The 17577-nt window shown below is 63.2% G+C and carries 17 protein-coding genes; 10 read left to right on the top strand and 7 right to left on the bottom strand.

The features are described 5' to 3' along the window. Window positions 1-179 precede the first annotated feature (179 nt). From I41_RS05950 to I41_RS05935, 4 genes are all read left to right on the top strand, one after another. Window positions 180-1037, top strand: coding sequence for a transposase (locus tag I41_RS05950; RefSeq protein ID WP_145429803.1), 858 nt, complete (start codon window positions 180-182; stop codon window positions 1035-1037). Between the two features lie 271 nt (window positions 1038-1308). Then, window positions 1309-3630, top strand: coding sequence for a WD40 repeat domain-containing protein (locus tag I41_RS05945; RefSeq protein WP_168206721.1), 2322 nt, complete (start codon window positions 1309-1311; stop codon window positions 3628-3630). Between the two features lie 199 nt (window positions 3631-3829). Next, window positions 3830-4324, top strand: coding sequence for a cyclic pyranopterin monophosphate synthase MoaC (gene moaC, locus I41_RS05940; protein ID WP_145431673.1), 495 nt, complete (start codon window positions 3830-3832; stop codon window positions 4322-4324). 61 nt (window positions 4325-4385) lie between these two features. Next, on the top strand, window positions 4386-5390 hold the full coding sequence (locus tag I41_RS05935) for a polyprenyl synthetase family protein (protein WP_145431672.1): 1005 nt from the start codon (window positions 4386-4388) through the stop codon (window positions 5388-5390). Window positions 5391-5402: 12 nt separating this feature from the next. Here I41_RS05935 and miaA read toward each other — a convergent pair whose 3' ends face one another. Beyond that, window positions 5403-6362 (bottom strand): tRNA (adenosine(37)-N6)-dimethylallyltransferase MiaA, encoded by a 960-nt coding sequence (gene miaA, locus I41_RS05930; RefSeq protein WP_145431671.1) that lies wholly within the window; start codon window positions 6360-6362, stop codon window positions 5403-5405. A 116-nt stretch (window positions 6363-6478) separates the two neighbouring features. Between miaA and hisE the strand changes: the two genes are divergently transcribed. From hisE to I41_RS05915, 3 genes are all read left to right on the top strand, one after another. Beyond that, window positions 6479-6811 (top strand): phosphoribosyl-ATP diphosphatase, encoded by a 333-nt coding sequence (hisE, locus tag I41_RS05925; protein WP_145431670.1) that lies wholly within the window; start codon window positions 6479-6481, stop codon window positions 6809-6811. A gap of 144 nt (window positions 6812-6955) precedes the next feature. Further along, window positions 6956-7810 carry an ATP phosphoribosyltransferase gene (hisG, locus tag I41_RS05920; protein WP_145431669.1) on the top strand — a complete coding sequence of 285 codons (855 nt, stop codon included), beginning with the start codon at window positions 6956-6958 and terminating at the stop codon, window positions 7808-7810. Window positions 7811-8152: 342 nt separating this feature from the next. Next, window positions 8153-8911, top strand: a complete 759-nt coding sequence (locus tag I41_RS05915; RefSeq protein WP_168206720.1) for an Lnb N-terminal periplasmic domain-containing protein — start codon at window positions 8153-8155, stop codon at window positions 8909-8911. Window positions 8912-8927: 16 nt separating this feature from the next. On the opposite strand, the gene I41_RS05910 is transcribed toward I41_RS05915, so the two are convergent. From I41_RS05910 to I41_RS05900, 3 genes are all read right to left on the bottom strand, one after another. Then, window positions 8928-9350 (bottom strand): secondary thiamine-phosphate synthase enzyme YjbQ, encoded by a 423-nt coding sequence (locus I41_RS05910; RefSeq protein ID WP_145431667.1) that lies wholly within the window; start codon window positions 9348-9350, stop codon window positions 8928-8930. A 9-nt stretch (window positions 9351-9359) separates the two neighbouring features. Continuing rightward, complete coding sequence (locus I41_RS05905) at window positions 9360-9560, bottom strand: hypothetical protein (RefSeq protein ID WP_145431666.1); 201 nt, start codon at window positions 9558-9560, stop codon at window positions 9360-9362. Window positions 9561-9677: 117 nt separating this feature from the next. Continuing rightward, entirely contained in the window at window positions 9678-10574 is an 897-nt protein-coding gene (locus I41_RS05900) for a ThuA domain-containing protein (protein ID WP_246133814.1), read from the bottom strand. 215 nt (window positions 10575-10789) lie between these two features. Here I41_RS05900 and I41_RS05895 point away from each other — a divergent pair, with 215 nt between their 5' ends. Then, entirely contained in the window at window positions 10790-11893 is a 1104-nt protein-coding gene (locus tag I41_RS05895; protein WP_145431665.1) for an HD domain-containing protein, read from the top strand. Window positions 11894-11909: 16 nt separating this feature from the next. Here I41_RS05895 and I41_RS05890 read toward each other — a convergent pair whose 3' ends face one another. The 3 genes from I41_RS05890 to I41_RS05880 all read right to left on the bottom strand — a co-directional run bounded on the left by I41_RS05890 (window position 11910) and on the right by I41_RS05880 (window position 13928). Next, window positions 11910-12866: a DUF6807 domain-containing protein gene (locus tag I41_RS05890; RefSeq protein WP_145431664.1), complete on the bottom strand. Its 957-nt coding sequence runs from the start codon at window positions 12864-12866 to the stop codon at window positions 11910-11912. A 127-nt stretch (window positions 12867-12993) separates the two neighbouring features. Beyond that, entirely contained in the window at window positions 12994-13500 is a 507-nt protein-coding gene (locus tag I41_RS05885; protein ID WP_145431663.1) for a chemotaxis protein CheX, read from the bottom strand. Window positions 13501-13568: 68 nt separating this feature from the next. Beyond that, window positions 13569-13928: a response regulator gene (locus I41_RS05880; RefSeq protein ID WP_145431662.1), complete on the bottom strand. Its 360-nt coding sequence runs from the start codon at window positions 13926-13928 to the stop codon at window positions 13569-13571. 703 nt (window positions 13929-14631) lie between these two features. Between I41_RS05880 and I41_RS05875 the strand changes: the two genes are divergently transcribed. Together I41_RS05875 and I41_RS05870 are read left to right on the top strand one after the other, a co-directional pair. Continuing rightward, complete coding sequence (locus I41_RS05875) at window positions 14632-15285, top strand: response regulator transcription factor (protein ID WP_145431661.1); 654 nt, start codon at window positions 14632-14634, stop codon at window positions 15283-15285. 352 nt (window positions 15286-15637) lie between these two features. Beyond that, window positions 15638-17407, top strand: a complete 1770-nt coding sequence (locus tag I41_RS05870; RefSeq protein ID WP_145431660.1) for a CRTAC1 family protein — start codon at window positions 15638-15640, stop codon at window positions 17405-17407. Window positions 17408-17577: the final 170 nt, after the last annotated feature.

Below are 17577 nucleotides of genomic sequence, written 5' to 3'. Positions count from 1 at the left end.
CCGCGTTTGCAGCCCCCGGCTCCGCCGGGGGTAGCACGAACTGGGAAGACGCCTACCGGCAGGGCAACCGACCCCCTGGCGAACAACATAATGCAATAGCTAGCACGCGTCGCTAACGGTAAAAAGGCCCGCGTTCCAGGCTGTTCCTAGAGACCTGACACGTTTCTAGGAGGTGAGCCATGGAACGCGAACTCTGGAGCGTACTATACCGTTTGACTCGGCGGTTATGCAGCGATCGTTCGGGACACGTCTATTCGGTCAGTTGGATCGTCGGCGTCTATCTCTGGGCGGTGATCCACGATCGACCGGTGAGTTGGGCGTGTCGGCCGGAGAATTGGCCGTCGTCATGGCAGGTGCGGCTGCCGAGCCAATCGACGGCGAGCCGTCGTCTCCGCACGGCGGCGGCCGTGGAACTGATCGAGCGGTTGAGGAAGCGTTGCTGGCAGGGCCCGCACCCGCCGGAGGTGAGCTTCCTCGACGGTAAGCCGTTGCCGGTAGGAGGCTTCAGCAAGGATCCCGACGCCACGCGCGGGCATGGCGTCGGCGGCCCGGCCCGCGGCTACAAGCTGCACGCCGTCTGGACGATCGATGCGCTCGTGGCGTGCGAAATCCAGCCGCTCAACGTGAGCGAACAGACGGTCGCCCGGCGACTCTTGCCGCAAGTCGGCGGAGGCTGCGTCCTGGCCGACGGCAACTACGACAGCAACCCGCTGCACGAGATCGCCGCACGGTCGGGCGTGACGTTGATCGCTCCGCAGCGTCGCGCGGGACGAGCGCTGGGCCACCGCCGCCACAGCATCGGCCGCTTGCAGTCGATCGAACTGCTGACGACCGCCGATGGCCAAGCACTCTTCAAGCAGCGGACGTACATCGAGCAACGCTTCGCTCAACTCACCAATTTCGGCGGCGGGCTCGGACCACTCCCCAACTGGGTGAGGCGACTGCCGCGCGTCACCCTCTGGGTGAACGCCAAACTCTGCATCCAGGCCGCTAGAAACCACTTGCGACGAGGAAACGATCTGATGGCGTTTGCATAATGTTGCGAAGCCGGGGGCTGAAGTTGCTACAGCGACGTGTTGCGCTCTGGCTGCGCCGCGATCGGGCAAGCCGCACCGAAGTCGCACTGCGCGACTCCCTGACTGGCGAACACCCCTGAGCAAGGTCCGGTTTTAGCGAATCTACTGGGCGATTGCATTTTCCGGTGGGCGCCGGCGCCCTGTGGCCGATGATCGTGGTGACGAACGCTCCGTTTGTGACGGAGACTCGCTTCCTGCGGAATCGCGCGACAGCATGGGTAGCAGCCGACAAATGGCAGGCCGCAAGGACGTTGAACCGGGGCACGGATGCCGGGAAGGGGAAACCCTCTCGCTGCAGGTCGTCCGTCCCTGCCCGCTCTGCAACGAGTTGATGGAGTTCGACCCGCAGTCGAATCCGCAGGTCGTGGTCTGCGACTCCTGCGGCCTCGCCTGCACGATCGATTTGCCGCCGGCCCGGCCTGAAGTGCTCGAACTCGAGGTGTTGCCCGAGGCGCCAGCGGTGGCGGCGGATGGCGACGACGTCGTCGAGTGGTTGCGGCGAGCGCCCGGCCCGATTTTTCCGAGCCCCGACTTCGCCGCCAAGCAGGCTGCGGCGCGCCGCCGGCAACTGGCGCTGGCGGGCGGGGTGGCCGGCTCGGCAGCCGTGGCGATCGCTCTCCTGTCCGGCTACTTCGGGTACCACCGGGCGAGCGACGAGCTCGCCATCCAGCAACAAACGGCCGAGTCGCGCGAGGTCGAGTCGGCCCAACGCTTGAATGCGATCCAGCAGCGGCTTGAACGCGAACGTCAGGCGGCCGACGCCCAGCGCCTGTTGGCTGAGCGCGACGTCCGCGCCGTCACCTCAAAATACCTGGCCGCCCAGTCGCAGGAATTGGCGACCGTCGAACCATGGCGGAGTGTGATCGTTTCAACGGACGCCATCCGCTCGACGCTCGATCCAGACGGAGTCGTCCTCCCCGAAGCTCACCAAAGCCTTCGCGATGCGCTGCTCCGCTGCTCGGCGTCGCACGACGTCGATGCGATTGAGCTGCGGGGACACGCCGGCCCGATCACCACGCTGGCGGTCAGCCCCGATGGTCGCTGGCTCGCGACCGGCAGCGTCGATCGCACGGCGCGACTCTGGGATCTCCAGGCGGATCATCCGCAGCGCACCGGGATCGCCCTGAACGTCCACCAGAAGCCGGTCACAAGCGTCCTGTTCAGCGCCGATGGATCGACCCTGCTGACCGGTAGTCGCGACGCGACCGTCTGCATGTGGCAGCTCGCGGGCGGCACGCCGGCGGAGATACCGATCATCCTTCCCGGCAAGGGTCAGCCGATTTCGAAAATGGCCTTGAGCCCCGACGGCCGTTGGCTCGCGGCCGTGTCGACCGAGGGGGGCTTCGAAACCGGCCTCGGGCAGCTGTGGGACCTCGCCGCCGGTCCTGGAAGCGCCGTTTCTCGGCAGCTCACCGGCCACGCCGGCCAGATTCAAGCGATGGCGATGAGTCCGCAGAGTCATTGGCTTGCGCTGGGCGTCGACGACGCGGTCCGATTGTGGGACCTCACTTCCCGCGACCCGGCGGCGGCTTCGGTCGAGCGCCAATGCCGTCATGGGCATGTAACCGCGACGCTGTTCACCGGCGACGGCAAGTGGCTCGTCACCTGCGGCGACGCCCGCGAACCGGCCGTCCGCCTCTGGAATCTGACGAGCAACGACCCAAGCGATTCGTTGCTGCTCAATGGTCTTGATGGGCCCGTCCGCGCGGCTGTGGTGAGCGCTGACAGCCAGTACCTCGTCGCCGCCGGCAACGATTCACGACTGCGCGTCTGGAATCTAAGGTCGAGCGAAGCCGACGCAGCGCCGTGCATACTCGTCGCGGGCGATGCTCAATTGACGGGCGTCACGATGAGCGCCGCCGGCAACTGGCTCGCCGCAAGCGACGCCGCGGGCAAGGTCTACCTCTGGCGGGTCGCTGCGGCAGGCGTTGAGCCGCAGGACGTCGTCCTGACGGGCGGGACCAAGGCGATCAAGGCGCTGGCATTCACTCCCGACGGCCGCTGGCTTGCCGCTGCCGGCGACGACTGGACGGCGCGCCTCTGGAACCTCGACATCCGTGAGCTCGTCGCCCAGGCCGATAAGCTGGCTCGAGTGCAGATCGACGTCGCCGCGCTGGCCGCGCGACAACCAACGCTGCAGGAATCGCTCCTGTCCCTTGATCCGAGCGACTTCACTAACGCGACGCTTCCCGGCGCCCTCTGGTCGGCCATCCAAGCACAAGCCCCGCGCGTGCAATCGGGTTGGAAGCCGTGGCTGATCGAGCGTTTGACGCTGCCGGAAGAACCGAAGATCGCCACCGGCCCGCGGACCAATGAGGTTGGAGCCGTGACGCCGCCGGTGCTCGAAGAACCTGAGATGCCGGCGGCCCCCGAGGTGACGGCCGAGAAGCCGTCGCTCATGGTTGCGATGCCCGAGGCCGATCCGACGCCAGCTCGGCCCGCGGTGAACCACGAGTGGCCCGTTCGCTCCATCGTGAAGCGAGGCAATCCCGCCGAGGCCGAGCCACGGACCGCTGCCAAGCCAGCGTCAACGCTGGAAATCCACACGCGGTAGTATTGCACCCTGTCACCCCGAGGTACGTTGAGGGGGCCGGTTGGCCGCGCGGACCCCTCGGAGTACCTCGGGGTGACAGGGTTGCGTCAATCGTCCGCCAAGCGGCAGGCTCGACGCCCCGGCGGCAACCCTTAGAATGAAGGCGGTCTTTCCTCCCGCCATCTGGATCGAGCGTCCTCGACCCTGAGGTCGCCCCGCATTGAGTCAGTTTTCCCATTTCGACGACGCCGGCGCGAGCCGCATGGTCAATGTCGGCGCCAAGCCCGCGACACGGCGGGTTGCCCGAGCGAGCGGCATCGTCCGCATGCTCCCGACGACGCTGGCGGCGATCTGCCAGGGACCCGGCGCCAAAGGCGACGTCCGCGAAGTCGCCCGGCTTGCCGGCATTATGGCCGCGAAGCGGACTTCGGATCTCATTCCGCTGTGCCATCCGCTGGCGCTCGATTCCGTGGAAATCCAGTTAACCCCGGCTGGAGATGACGGTTTATGGATCGAGTCCCAGGTCGAAATCACCGCCAAGACTGGGGTCGAAATGGAAGCCCTGACGGCGGTGACCGTGGCGGCCCTCACGGTGTACGATATGTGCAAATCGATGGACCGCGGGATGGTGATTGAGCGGGTGCAACTAGAAGCCAAATCGGGTGGCGCGAGCGGGGAGTTCGCGCGTCCGGCTGCCGGTGAAGTCGGCGCCTGACCGGCGGCCAATCTTCGGGGCCGGCGATGATTGTAGGATACAGCAACAGGAAAATGGATCGATGAGCCAGGTTCGCCATACCGACGCCGACGCACGCCAGGCCTTGAGCCGACTCTTCGCGCCGATTGCGTCCGATCTGGCGCTCGTCGATCGCCGCTTGCAGCAAGAACTGCGGCATTCCGATCCCTTCATTGACGAGCTCGCCCAGCACTCCTTCCGCATCGGCGGCAAGCGGCTCCGCCCTGCCCTGCTCCTGCTCACCGCGCGAGCGCTGGGCGAGATAACCCCCGAACATCTTACGCTCGCCGCCGTCGTGGAGATGGTGCATACCGCGACGCTGGTGCACGACGACGTACTCGACGAAGCAGACGTCCGCCGGCATCTCGATACCGTCAATGCCCGGTGGGACAACAACACGAGCGTCCTGCTCGGCGACTACTTGTTCTCGCATGCTTTCTACATGGCCAGCACGTTGGAGACGACCTTTGGCTGCCGGGCGATCGGCGAGTCGACCAACACGGTCTGCGAGGGCGAGTTGCGGCAAACCAACAGCAGCGGCAACTTCTGGCTCACCCGCGACGAGTATCTGGGCATCATCGACGCGAAGACGGCCGAGCTGACCGCCTGCTGCTGCCGGCTGGGGGCCCACTACGCCGGCGCCGACGCCGCGACGGTTGATCGCCTCGCCGGATACGGTCGCAAGTTGGGGCTGGCATTCCAGATCGTCGACGACCTGCTCGATCTGGAGGGCGAGGAGCAATCGACGGGCAAATCGCTCGGCACCGATCTGGCCCACCGCAAAATGACGCTGCCGCTGATCCTGCTCCGTGATCAAGCTGGACAGCCCGATGTTCAGCGGCTGCAGGCTCTTTTCGAAGAGTCCGATGCGACGCACAGCGGCATGCTCCTCGATTGGCTCGACGAGTCGGGGGCGCTTGATGGAGCCCGACGGACCGCCGTCCGCTTCGCCGAAGAGGCCGCGGCCGAACTCTCGACATTGCGCGATTCTGAAGCGAAGCGAATGCTCGTCGAGATCGCGCGCTTCGTCATCGCCCGCGACGCGTAGGACGCCCGATGACTATTGAGGCCCGGCCACTGACCGGGGCGCCGCGGCGACGATTTGCTCGGCGAGCGCCGCGGCGTCGACCTCACCCTCAATGTCGACGAACCGGCACTCCAACAAACTACGAAACCAGACCCCTTGGCGCTTGGCAAACTGCCGCGTCCTCGTCTTGATCCGCTCGAGCATCGACGCCCGGTCGCGCTGGCCGGCGAGAAACTCGATCACCTCGCGATAGCCGACGGCCTGACTCGCCGTCCGGCCTAGTAGCCGGCCATTCGCTGTGAGCCGTTCGACCTCTTCAATGAGTCCCCGCTCGGCCATCTCCTCGACCCGCTCGTTGATTCTGGCGCTTTGCTCGGGTTTCGGCCGCCGCAGGACAAACACGCGGCACTCCGCAGCAGATCGGGCGTCGTCGAACTCCATCTGCTGGTGGCTGATGGGCAGACCGGTCGCACGAAAGACTTCAAGCGCCCGAATCAACCGGCGGGTATCCCGGACATGAATCGCCGAAGCTGCGACCGGATCGATCTGCTCCAGCCGGGCGTGCAGTGCTTCATTGCCCACTTCGGCCACCTCGCGTTCGATCTCTTGGCGCAACTCCCAATTCGCTGGCGGACCTTCAAACAACCCTCGCAGTAGCGCCTTCAAATAGAGAGGGGTTCCGCCCACGAAGAGCGCCTCGCGGCCGCGCCCGCGAATTTCGGCAATCTTGGCGTGGGCCGCATCGACGTACTGGGCAACGCTGTAGTCTTCACTGGGCTCGATAATATCGATCAGATGGTGCGGCACAGCGGCCTGTTGTTCAGGCGTCGGCTTTGCGGTGCCAATGTCCATCCCGCGGTAGATGGCCATCGAATCAAGCGAGATAATCTCGGCGCCAAGTCGGTCGGCGAGCGCCAGGGCGATACGAGACTTGCCCGTGGCAGTGACGCCTGTCAAAAACCAACAGTCGAGAGCCGGTAGCGCTGGGGGCACGGCGGTTGCTTCGCCCCGAGAGGCGGCTTAAACTACGGGATTACTGAACATTCGCGGCCCTCCATTGTGGGGTCTGCGAGCCCGACTGGGAAGACGCCGCACGGTCTCCCGCCGCCATGCGACCGCTCGATCAACTTGAAGAGACCATTCGCCAGCGGCAACTTGCCGGCGAAGCCGACAAGTCCTACACGGCCAGATTGCTGGCGGGCGGCGTCGCGAAGATCGGTCCGAAGGTCATCGAAGAAGCGGCGGAAGTCGTGGAGGCCGCCGGCGAGCCCGGGGCAGCTGGCCGCGAGCACACGATTCGCGAAGCCGCCGACGTGATCTACCACCTAATGGTGTTGCTGGCGGTACGGGACGTCACCCTCGACGAAATCGAAGCCGAACTTGGCCGCCGCTTTGGCATGTCTGGGTTGGAAGAGAAGGCTTCGCGCGGACCATCGAACTAAATACAAACCACCAAGACACGACGGCACGAAGAACGCATCAAGGAAAAATGGCATTCATCGCCGAAGTTCTGTTATTCTCCCCTTCGTGTTTTCTTTCGTGTCCTAGTGCCTTCGTGGTTAGTCTTCAAAAAAGCAAAACTTGCAATGGCAGAAAACCTCCGCATCGGCATTCCCAGCAAGGGTCGCCTCTCCGAGATCTCGACCGAGTTGTTGGCCGACGCGGGCCTCAGCTTTCGCCGACAAGAGCGCAGCCTCTTTGCGCGCGTGCGCGATATGCCGATCGACGTCACCTTTCTCCGTACGGATGATATTCCGGTGCTTTGCGCCGAAGGCGCCATCGACCTCGGCATTACAGGCAGCGACCTGGTGAATGAGAGCGGCGCCGTCGTCTCGACGCGCTTGAAGCTAGGCGTCGGCAAGTGTCGGCTCGCCCTGTGCGTTCCCGACGACAGCGGCGTGAAGCGTCCCGCCGATCTGGACGGCAAGCGCGTGGCGACCAGCTTTCCGCAGATCACGACCGGTTTCCTGGCCGGCCACAAGGCGACGCCGCACATCGTCAACCTTTCCGGCTCGGTCGAGGTAATGATTGCTCTGGGCGTCGCGGATGCGATCGTCGACCTCGTCGAAACGGGCAGCACGCTGGCCGCGAACCGGCTCCATGTGCTCGCCGAGCTCGGCAGCTACGAAACGGTGCTGGTGCAGAATCCGGCGACGCCGCACGGTCACGTTGCCGATCGGGTTGCCCGCCGGCTCGAAGGGGTCGTCATCGCGCGTGCGTGGTCGCTTTTGGAATACAACGTTCCGGAGGCAAAGCTCGCCGAGGCGGAGCAGATCACTCCGGGGTTCAACTCGCCCACGATCAACCGCCTGGAACAATCTGGCTGGTTTGCGGTGCGGGCGATGGTCAAGCGAGGCGAGGTGATCGACATCATGGAGCGGCTGGAGCAACTCGGGGCGACCGCGATTCTCGAGACCGCGATCAGCAATTGCCGGTTATAAGCGGTTTGGTCCCGTCATGCTGAGCCCTTCCCTCCGGTCAGGGTAGGCTCAGCGAAGCAACTGGAAGCTCGTATGTGATGCCAGATCCTTCGCTTCCCTCAGGATGACATTCGTGGCTCAGGCTCACATTTGTCGCTCGAGACCGGCGTTTTTTGATCGGGACGACGTTTGCAGGGCGTTGCTAGCACGCGCGACCGCTCTCTTGCCGTCAAGCGCCGCCGCTCGCTAAACTCCGCCGCTTCTCTCGTCGCGGTCTCTTTCCACTCGGCGTCGATGGCACTCGATCGACTACTGCTGACCTGCGCGCTCGTCGCGTCTAGTGGCTGCTCGTCGGCGAGTAAAATGCTAGCGCCTTCGAACTATCGCAACTGGGAAGCCGACCAGGCCGTGCTGCCCTACGTCGAGTTCCAGGGCAACCAGTTCGTCGCCCACAACGTGCGCTATTGCCGCTACCTCGATCAAGAGTCATACGTCGTCGAGCATGAAGACCGCACGTACGACATGAGCCAATTGCGCGGCGTCGACTTCTTTATGGTTCCGTTCGACAATATGCCGCGCCTCGCGCACACGATGCTGAGCTTTGAGTTCGCGCCGCCTCAGGGACCGTCGCAATACCTCGCGGTCAGCATTGAAACTCGCAAGGAACAAGGCGAAGAGTACGCCGCCTGGAAGGGGAGTGCGCGGCAGTTTGAGTTGATGTACGTGTTGGCCGACGAGCGCGACGTGGTGCAAGTCCGCACCAATCTTCGCGGCGAGAATGTTTACCGCTATCGCACGACGGCGACGGCCGAACAGACGCGAATGCTGTTGGTGGACGTGCTGACGCGCACCAATCAACTTGCCAGTCGACCCGAGTTCTACGATACGCTCACGAACAATTGCACGACGAATCTGGTCGATCACATCAACCGCATCCAGCCGCAGCGCGTGAAGTACGACTACCGCGTTCTGCTGCCGGGCTACTCCGACCAGTTGGCCTTTGACGAGGGCCTGATCCAACGTTCGGGAACGTTTGAAGAGACCAAGGCGCGGGCCTATGTGAACCCCAAAGCGCTGGCGGCGGCGAACCGGTCTGAGTTTTCGCAGTTGATCCGGCGCTAGCCGTCGCTCGCCACGACTATTCGCCGATGATCTTCACCAGGATCCGTTTCTTCCGACGGCCGTCGAACTCGTAGTAGAAGATGTGCTCCCACGGCCCGAGGTGGAGCTTGCCGTCGGTAATAGCGACGACGACCTCGCGCCCCATGATCTGCCGCTTGTGGTGCGCATCGGCATTATCCTCGCCGGTGCGATTATGGTGATACCGCTCCGGTGAGGGATCGAACGGCGCGAGCTCCTCAAGCCACTTGTCGTAGTCGCGGTGCAGCCCCGGCTCATCGTCGTTGATGAACACAGACGCCGTGATGTGCATTGCGTTAATCAGCGCGAGCCCCTCTTGAATGCCGCTCTCCGCGACGAGCCGTTCCACGTCTCGATGGATCGACACGATGGCCCGGCGCTGCGGGACGTTCATCCAAAGCTCGCGCGTCAGCGACTTCAAGCGGCGCTCCTATTTTGGCTTCAGCGGCCGGGTGCAGCACTGGCCCTGCTCGTTGAACTCGACGAGCGACTTCGTCCCATCAGGCTCGTCCACGACCACCAGTTCGTCGGATCGCACGGCTCGCTGGTAGTCCTTTAGCAGGGTGGCTGCTTCCGCACTGCGATCCGCCTTCAGCTTCTCCAGCGTCTCTCTCGAAATTTCGTGTGCCATGATACGCCTCCTTCCGAGAACCGTCGGTTCTCTATTTCCATTCTACGAGAATGGCGAGGCGCTGGTTAACGGTTCTCCTCGGTTAACGCGAATTCGACGTGTTAAAAACCTGAAAGTTTATTCGCGCTTGCTCGACTTCTCGGCAGTCGGAAAATCATCGGGAACTTCAACAGTCACTTCGCCGGTCGCGGCCCACTCGGCGCCGCGCAATAGGGTCGTGATGAAGCCGACGCAATCCATCGAGTAGTCGGCGTGGCCCATCGTCGTGTGGAACACGCGTCCCTTGCCGAAATCGAGCACCATCAGGCTCGGTTCATCGCGGCCGGTGCCGCCGGTCTTCGGATCGGAGTATGCCGTGGCCAGGACCGTCATGTTCTTTGCTGGGCCGCGGAGGGTGTCGTACAGTTCGTCCTGCGCGTGGAGCCAACGCTCCGGGATGTCCTTCATGATCGGATGCGCCGCGTCCCGCGTGCGGACGATGAATTCATGCTGTTGGCCGTGCCCGCCGCAGCGGCCGGGCGAATCGTCGCGCACCAGTTCATCGTCCTTGTAGTAGACGTAGGGGCCTGACTTTTCGTCGCGCCCGAACCAACCGCCGAGGCCGATTGCTTCGTTGTATTCGGGCCAAGTCGCGAAGGCGTTGTCGGCCGCGTGGACGCTGACGAAGCCGCCGCCGTTCTTGAGATACTCGACAAAGTCTTGCTCCGTCTCCTGCGGCCAGCGATCGCCATTGTAGTTGCTGATCACGACGTCATAGTCGGAGAACTTGGGGCGGAACGACTGCATCTCCTCTCCCGACTTTGGCGTCGTGGCGACGTCGGCGACGAAACGGCCCGATTTCTGCAGCATTTGATCGAGCAGCGGCGTGGTCTTCTGCCATTCGTGATTATTTTGCCCGTCGATGATGAGCGCCTTCAGCTTCTCGGCCGCATCAACGCGGGCGCCGATCGTTACGAGCATTAAGCAGCACAGCAAGCGACACGCCGTGGACAGTGAGAATCGAGGCAAAGACATGAAACGCTCCACGTTGTTGTGTGAACTTGTCGGAAAAGGGGCGGTCCGCCGATTCTAGCCGATGTTTCCCGGCGGTTGTAGCGTCGCCGCGTTCGATTGGCCTCGCGCCTGGGCACTGGCTACAATAGGCGTGCGCGCCGCCGGCGTTCATTCGATGCAGACTCTCCTATCCCCGCCCATCGCGCCACCTTATTTGGGCTGACGGCGCCTCTGGCATGCCACACTCCAAGCTGCGACAGCAAATCGCTTGGGAAGCCGCGCGCTTGATGTACGAGCGGCAAGAGTCCGAATACTTTCGCGCGAAGCGTAAAGCCGCCGAGCGCCTCGGCCAGGGGTGGACCAAGCCCGCCGACTTGCCGTCGAACGCCGAGATTCGCGAGCAGGTGCAGATGTTGGCCCGCGTCCACGAAGGCGCGTCGCGGACCGACAAGCTTCGCGGCATGCGGCTGGCAGCGCTTGCGATGATGGAACGGCTTGAGCGGTTCCGGCCGCGGCTGATTGGCAGCGTGCTGACCGGCCATGTGCGGCAAGGCTCCGACGTTGACATTCACCTGTTCGCCGATTCCGTCGAAGGGGTCGGCCATATTCTGGAGCAACATGGCCTGCCGTTCACCATCGAGCGGAAGTTGGTCCGCAAGCAGGGCGAATCGCGAACGTACACGCACATTCACGTCGATGCGGAGTTTACGTTCGAACTAACCGTCTATTCGTCGAAGGAAGCGCATTTCGTCTTCAAGAGTTCGATCACCGGCAAGCCGATTGAACGGGCGAGCATCGCGGAGCTGCGTCAGTTCTTGGACCAGGAGTATCCCGAATTTGACGTTGAAGGAGCGCTGGAAGCGGCGCGGGAGCAGGTCGATCGCTTCCAGGCGTATCAAGCGCTGCTGCTACCGTTGGAGAACGTCAAACAGAACCTGAAGTATCATCCCGAAGGCGACGCGCTGTATCACAGTCTACAGGTATTCGACCGCGCCCGCGACGAACTCCCTTACGACGAGGAGTTCCTTCTGGCGGCCCTATTGCACGACGTCGGCAAAGGGATCGATCCGTACGATCACGTTGCCGCGGGGCTGGAGGCGCTCGAAGAACTCATCTCCGAGCGGACCCGTTGGCTCATCGAACATCATATGCTCGCGCATGAGATCGCCGATCGGACGATTGGTCATCGCGCGCATTGCCGGCTGCGCGAGTGCGAGCACTACGAGGATCTGCTCCTGCTGGGTCGATGCGACCGCGGCGGAAGGCGGGCCGGAGTGGCGGCGTCCGAACTGGACGATGCGCTCGAATATCTGCGCGAGCTCGACCGCATGTGCAACTAGCGAGGCCGGCGCCGCCCTACTTGCCCGCATATTCTCGATAAGTCGCCGCCAGTTCGTCGGGCGTCCGTTCGCCCGCGTAGAACAGCACGCGATAATGGAGCCTGAGCTGCTCGCCCTTCGCAAGCTTCACCTCGCCCTGGTGCGGTCCGCCCGGCGGGAAGTCGTGCTCGCCGAACGGATTGGCCGCGAACAGTCCGTAGGTCCGCACATGCCATCGCGTCGGATGGCGGAAGCTGTTGGGCAGATCGAAGATGACAATTCCGGCGGGCTTGCCGTCAATCACGCCATGGTAATCGACCCACTCGGCGGCGGCGCCCCATGCCTCTTCATTCTGCTTGCCGTTGCTGTTGCGGATAGCGCCGCCGCGCTTGGCGTCGACGTCGATCTCGCCGGGCACGCGCATCCCGAACGCCCCCTCCTTGGTATCGCCGAAGACTAGCTCGCCCTCGCTGGCCGTAACGACGACGGTGAAGTCGATCCACCGGCCATTCTTGTCCGCGCCAAACTTGATCGTACGCTCGTCCTCGCAGATCTTCTTACCGTTGCTCAGCCAGTCGTTGACCGCCACAATTTCCGCCGCGCCATCGCTCGACCCGGTGCGCCGAAACTCGCGGTGCTTGATTTGATTGTCGTCTTCTTCATCGGGCTCCATCCAAAAATCGAGTCCGTTCACCGAGCCGTGATTGAACCACAGCGATCGGTGGTGAGGATGGTCGTCCTTCTCGGTGGCGAGCTTCTCGCCCAGCGGGTACTGCCGCGTCATGGCTTGCCCGTCTGGGCCAACGATGGGCCAAATCACCGGCTGGTGGCCGCTACGCAGCAGGTACGAGGCGAACGGCGCGCCATCGAGCGTGATTGTCGCGCCGTCGTCATCGACTGTGACTTCGGCCACCTGAGCGCAAACCGGCAGCGCGCACACGCCGCAAATCGCCATCGCCGCTAACGCAGCGTGATGCATGAATAGACGAGACATGAGGAGCCGACTCCGAGCTGAGAGAAGCCATGGCGGCAAGCGCCGCTGCCATAGCTTAACCCGGCCGCGCCTCGGCGTGCAGCCCCGGGCGAATCAGAGTCTAGGTCGTGACCGTTCCGCCCCGAACCTACGCCGTCGCGCCAGCTCCCGCCAACATTGACTCTGCAGCGACTTCTGGCGATTCCACCAGGCCGACTTCCAGCACGGCGCCCCCCCACTCGCAAGTGAACGGAATTGCCAGCGTTTGGGTCGCCGAGCCAAAGCTGATTACGTGATTCTTGCCCGTGATCACCGTGGGCAAGGCCAGCGACATCGCCAAATGCTCCAGGCCGGCCTTCGCGCGACCAGCCACCATATTGGTCAGTTCGCCGACGGCGTCGATGACGTCGCCGTCAATCGAATCGCACTTCTGGCTGAGCAGAATTTCGGTCGCCGAGAGCGCCACGGCGCGGTCCAAACTCAGCACCACCGTGCCCGTCGCGCGACCCGAGAGACCGATAACGCCGCTGATATCCATTGTCGGCTGCGCGCCATTGCCGATGGTCAGCTTGCCTCGCGTCAACTCGCACTGCAGCATGGTGCTGAAAACGTCGATGGCAGCGGAGACGAACGGATTGATATATTCGGCTTTCAATGATCTATCCTCTCTAGCGCCGGCGACTCGCGGACGGTCGACGATTCACTTTCTGTAACGCGGTCCGCTTAGACGCACACGAACTTGTCGATCTTCTGGCGAAGCAGGTCATTCTCGAACGGCTTGGCCAAATAGTCGTTCACGCCTGCAGCAATTGCTTCCTTCACGCGGCTCATTTCGGCTTCTGTGGTGATCATGAAGATCGGCACGGTCGAACCGGTAGCGCGAATTTCCTTGACGACGTCGAGGCCGGTCTTGTTCGGCATGTTCCAGTCGGTCATTACCAGATCGACGCTGGTCTCGCCAAACTTGGCGATCGCCTCCGCGCCATCGCCGGCTTCGACGATGTCGGTGACTCCGCACGCATTAAGAGCACGGATGATGATCTTACGCATGACGCCGGAGTCGTCGGCAACAAGCACTTTCATGGCACGAATCTCGCTTCGGGAAAGTAGGTCAAACGGTAGTCAAACGTAGCTCATCTTTCTTCAGCGCCGAGCGCACTTCGCAGAAACACACAGTTCGCCGCTGCACGAGCGCGAGTCCGCAGTCGTTAGCTCCCCGGCGACCCGCTCACGCGGCACAAGCCGCACAGCCCCACTGACGACGGCGATAAGCGCCTTCCCGGCCCGTTAGCCCATCTAGACACTCGACCCCGACGCGGTACGACCTGGATCTACTGCGGTGCTTGGCAGAACTTTTTGAGTTACGGCGCAGCGATCAGCACTGTTTTGCTAGGCAGTCAGGGATCACGAGCGCTGTTGCGAATGGCGCGGCGGCAGGACAAATCAGTCGCTCGCCGGCACGCGATGCTTCATTGCACTGAGCAGGCAAGCGAGGCAATCGCTGCGTCGACGACCATGAGCGGACCGGGGGAGCCCCGCACGAGTAACAATACGTGGCCGCGACCACATTTTGGACTTTAGGACGTGCGTTGTTTAATTCGCCGCGCCGTCTAGAAAATAGGCGCGCTTCGGTCAGTCCAGCGATCGAGGAGCCGCCTCTCCCTGCGTATTCCCGCATTCTGATTCCTCGAAAGCGATGTGCTGGAGCAGTACAACGACTTGCTCCGATCCCTGATATCGCGAGAGACAATCACGCTTTCGACTTTTGCGCGCGCAGGTTTCCGTCATGCGACTCCCGGTAAGCTTGGACGTTTGGGTGATTGATGACGACGAGTCGATCCTCGAATCGCTTCGAGCGGCGTTCGCCCGCGCGGGATGGAGTTCGCTAGCACTTCGCAGCGTCCACGAAGCGAAGCAGCAGTTGATGCGGAGCGTTCCGGGCTGCGTCGTGGCCGACCTTCGGATTGGCGAAGACAGCGGCATGGACCTCATCGCGCACATCCACCAAGCCGCTTGGCCGGCGCCGGCGATTGTCATCTCCGGCCACCTCACTCCCACGCTGACGGTGCAAGCAATGCGACGCGGCGCCGTCACCGTCGTCGAAAAGCCGATCCGCATCGAGCATCTCTGCGAAGAAGTCGACCTGGCGCGGGCCCGCGCTCTGGAGATACTCAAGACTCTGCACCACCGAGAAGCGGCGCGCGAGGCGCTCGATTCCTTGCCCCAAGGCCATCGCGACGTTCTGCGCGAGCTGGTCGAATGTCGTCCGCATAAGCAGATCGCAAACCGCGTCGACATTTCGCTTCGCACCGTCGAGAAGAGAAAAAAGGAGATTTTTGAACGACTGAACGTCGGCACGTTCACTGAACTGATTCGATTGCTCCAGATTGCCGACGGCGGCGTCGCGGCCGCCGAGCTTTCGTTCTTTAAGGGGGCTTGACCGCAGACGGCATCCTCCCCGACCCGCGCGCCTCTATTCCGCTCGGGCCGAGTATTGCCGGCAATGCGGAACTAGAAGTTGTCGGCGCCAAGCCGACATTCTCTTCCCCGGGCGCGGGCTGCCGACGCCAGATGCCTTCGCGACGACCCGCGCATCCGCGACGCTGCGCACGCACTTCGCGCTGCTGCGCACGCTGCGTTCGCGGCCGGCTTCACATCGCTGCGTAAACTTCTCCGGCTGATAGCGACTTCGTTGGGAGTTCAAGCGCTCGCCGCCCTTTCCAGTTGCGAAGGAATGCCGTGCGTGGTTATCGTCTTGTAGGCGGCGCCCACCTCCCTTGGAGTTCCCCCTGATGCGTCGAATGCGGTCATTCCTGGCAATTCTCGTCGCGACGATGGCCGCGGCGGGCGCCAGCGCCCAACCGGTCTTTACCGAAAGCGGCGGCGCCGTGCTCAACGGTCTCTCGCTCAGCGCCCGCAGCGCTTCGCTGGCCGACATCGACAACGACGGCGACCTCGACGTCTTCTTCCAAGGAAGTTCCGGCGCTCGCCAGTTGCTGCGCAACAATGTCCACGGAACGGGCTCGTTCACCTTTACGAACATATCCAGTTCGCTCGCCAGCGGCCTTGGCGATTCTTGGAGCGCCGCCTGGGGCGACTACGACGGCAATGGCTTCGTCGACGTTTTCGTCGGTCAAACCAATAGCGGCGCCTCGGGCGACGTGTTGAGCAATAGCGGCGGCGGCTTCACCAATCCCAGCACCGCGGTTGGCCTCAACGACCCGGGCTTTCATCAGAACGTCGCCTGGGCCGACATGAACAACGACCGTCGCCTCGATCTCGTCATCGGCATGGAAGGCCCCGAACGGCACGAGATCTATCTGCAAGGCGCCGATGGGCACTTTACTCCCGTCGGAGCGGCCGCCGGCTTCCAGGAAAGCTGGGGGACCAAGGCCTACGGCATGGCCATCGGCGATACCGACGGCGACGGCGATCTCGACGTCTATATTTCCACTTGCCGTTCAGGCGGCAACATCCCCAATAATTTCTACGAGAATCAACTCGCCCAAACGTGCACCCTCAGTTTCATCGACATCGCGAACTCGAACGGCACCCAGAACCTCGAAAATAGCTACGACGCCGAGTTCGTCGACTTCGACGACGACGGCAAGCTCGATCTGTTCATGGTCGGCGCCGATCAGCGGCCGACGCGCATCTTCCGCAACGACGGCAACAATAAGTTCACCGACGTCGCCCAGATCCTCGGTCACGACCTCCTCAGCAACGTCGGCGGCGACCTCAATGGCGGCAAGGCAATCGACTACGACAACGACGGCGATCTCGACTTGTTCATGCACGACAACTTGAACATCAACGGCTCGAATCAGGCCCGCAAGCTCTATCGCAACGACGGCAACTGGAACTTTAACGACGTCACCGTCCAAGCCGGCGTCGCTTCCACTAACGAAGGCGCCTACGACAGCGTTTGGGGCGACCTCGATCTCGACGGGGACCAAGATCTGATCGCTCCCACAGCCGGCGGCATTCCAGAGCGCGTTTTCCTCAGCAATGCCGCGACGAACGGCAACCACTGGCTCTACCTCCAACTCGGCGGCTCGCGCGACAATACCAGTGCGATCGGCGCCACGGTCTACGCGACGATCAATGCGGGAACTCCTACGGAGCGAACCCTCCGCCGGGAAGCGAACACCAACGCCGGCACCTTCAACCAAAGCGATCTGCCGGTCCATTTCGGTCTCGGCGACGCGACGCTGATCGACGAGCTGCGCATTGTCTGGCCCGACGGTCGCACGCAGTGGCTGCACGACGTAGCCGTCGATCAATACCTGCCGCTCCAATACGGCGATCTCGACGGCGACGGCGACGTCGATGCGACCGACCTGTCTGGTTGGCAGGGCAATTTTGGCCTCAACGGCGACAGCGACGCCGACGGCGACGGCGATAGCGACGGCGCCGACTACCTTGCCTGGCAGCGCGCCAAAGGCCTCAGCGCGATCGCCGCTTCTTCGGCCGCGTCGGCCCAAGTTCCCGAGCCGGCCGCGTCGAGCCTCGTCGTCGCAGCCCTCGGCGTCTTGCTTGCTGCGCGCCGCTTGCCCCGTTAAGGGGGCTGCATCTGGTTCTCGAGACAGCGCGAGGACTCGACTGCGCACCGCGGTCACGTTTTTGCGAAACCAGCGATGCGGCAAGGACTTGCGCTGCGCCGAAACATTGTCGCTCATTACCCCGGCGCCTATACTCGGAGAAGCCGCTCATCCGCTCCGGCGTGGGGCCA

The sequence above is a fragment of the Lacipirellula limnantheis genome, from assembly GCF_007746075.1.
Lineage (GTDB): Bacteria > Planctomycetota > Planctomycetia > Pirellulales > Lacipirellulaceae > Lacipirellula > Lacipirellula limnantheis.
Note: the sequence above shows the minus strand (reverse complement) of the source record. Positions and strands in the feature narration are given on the sequence as shown.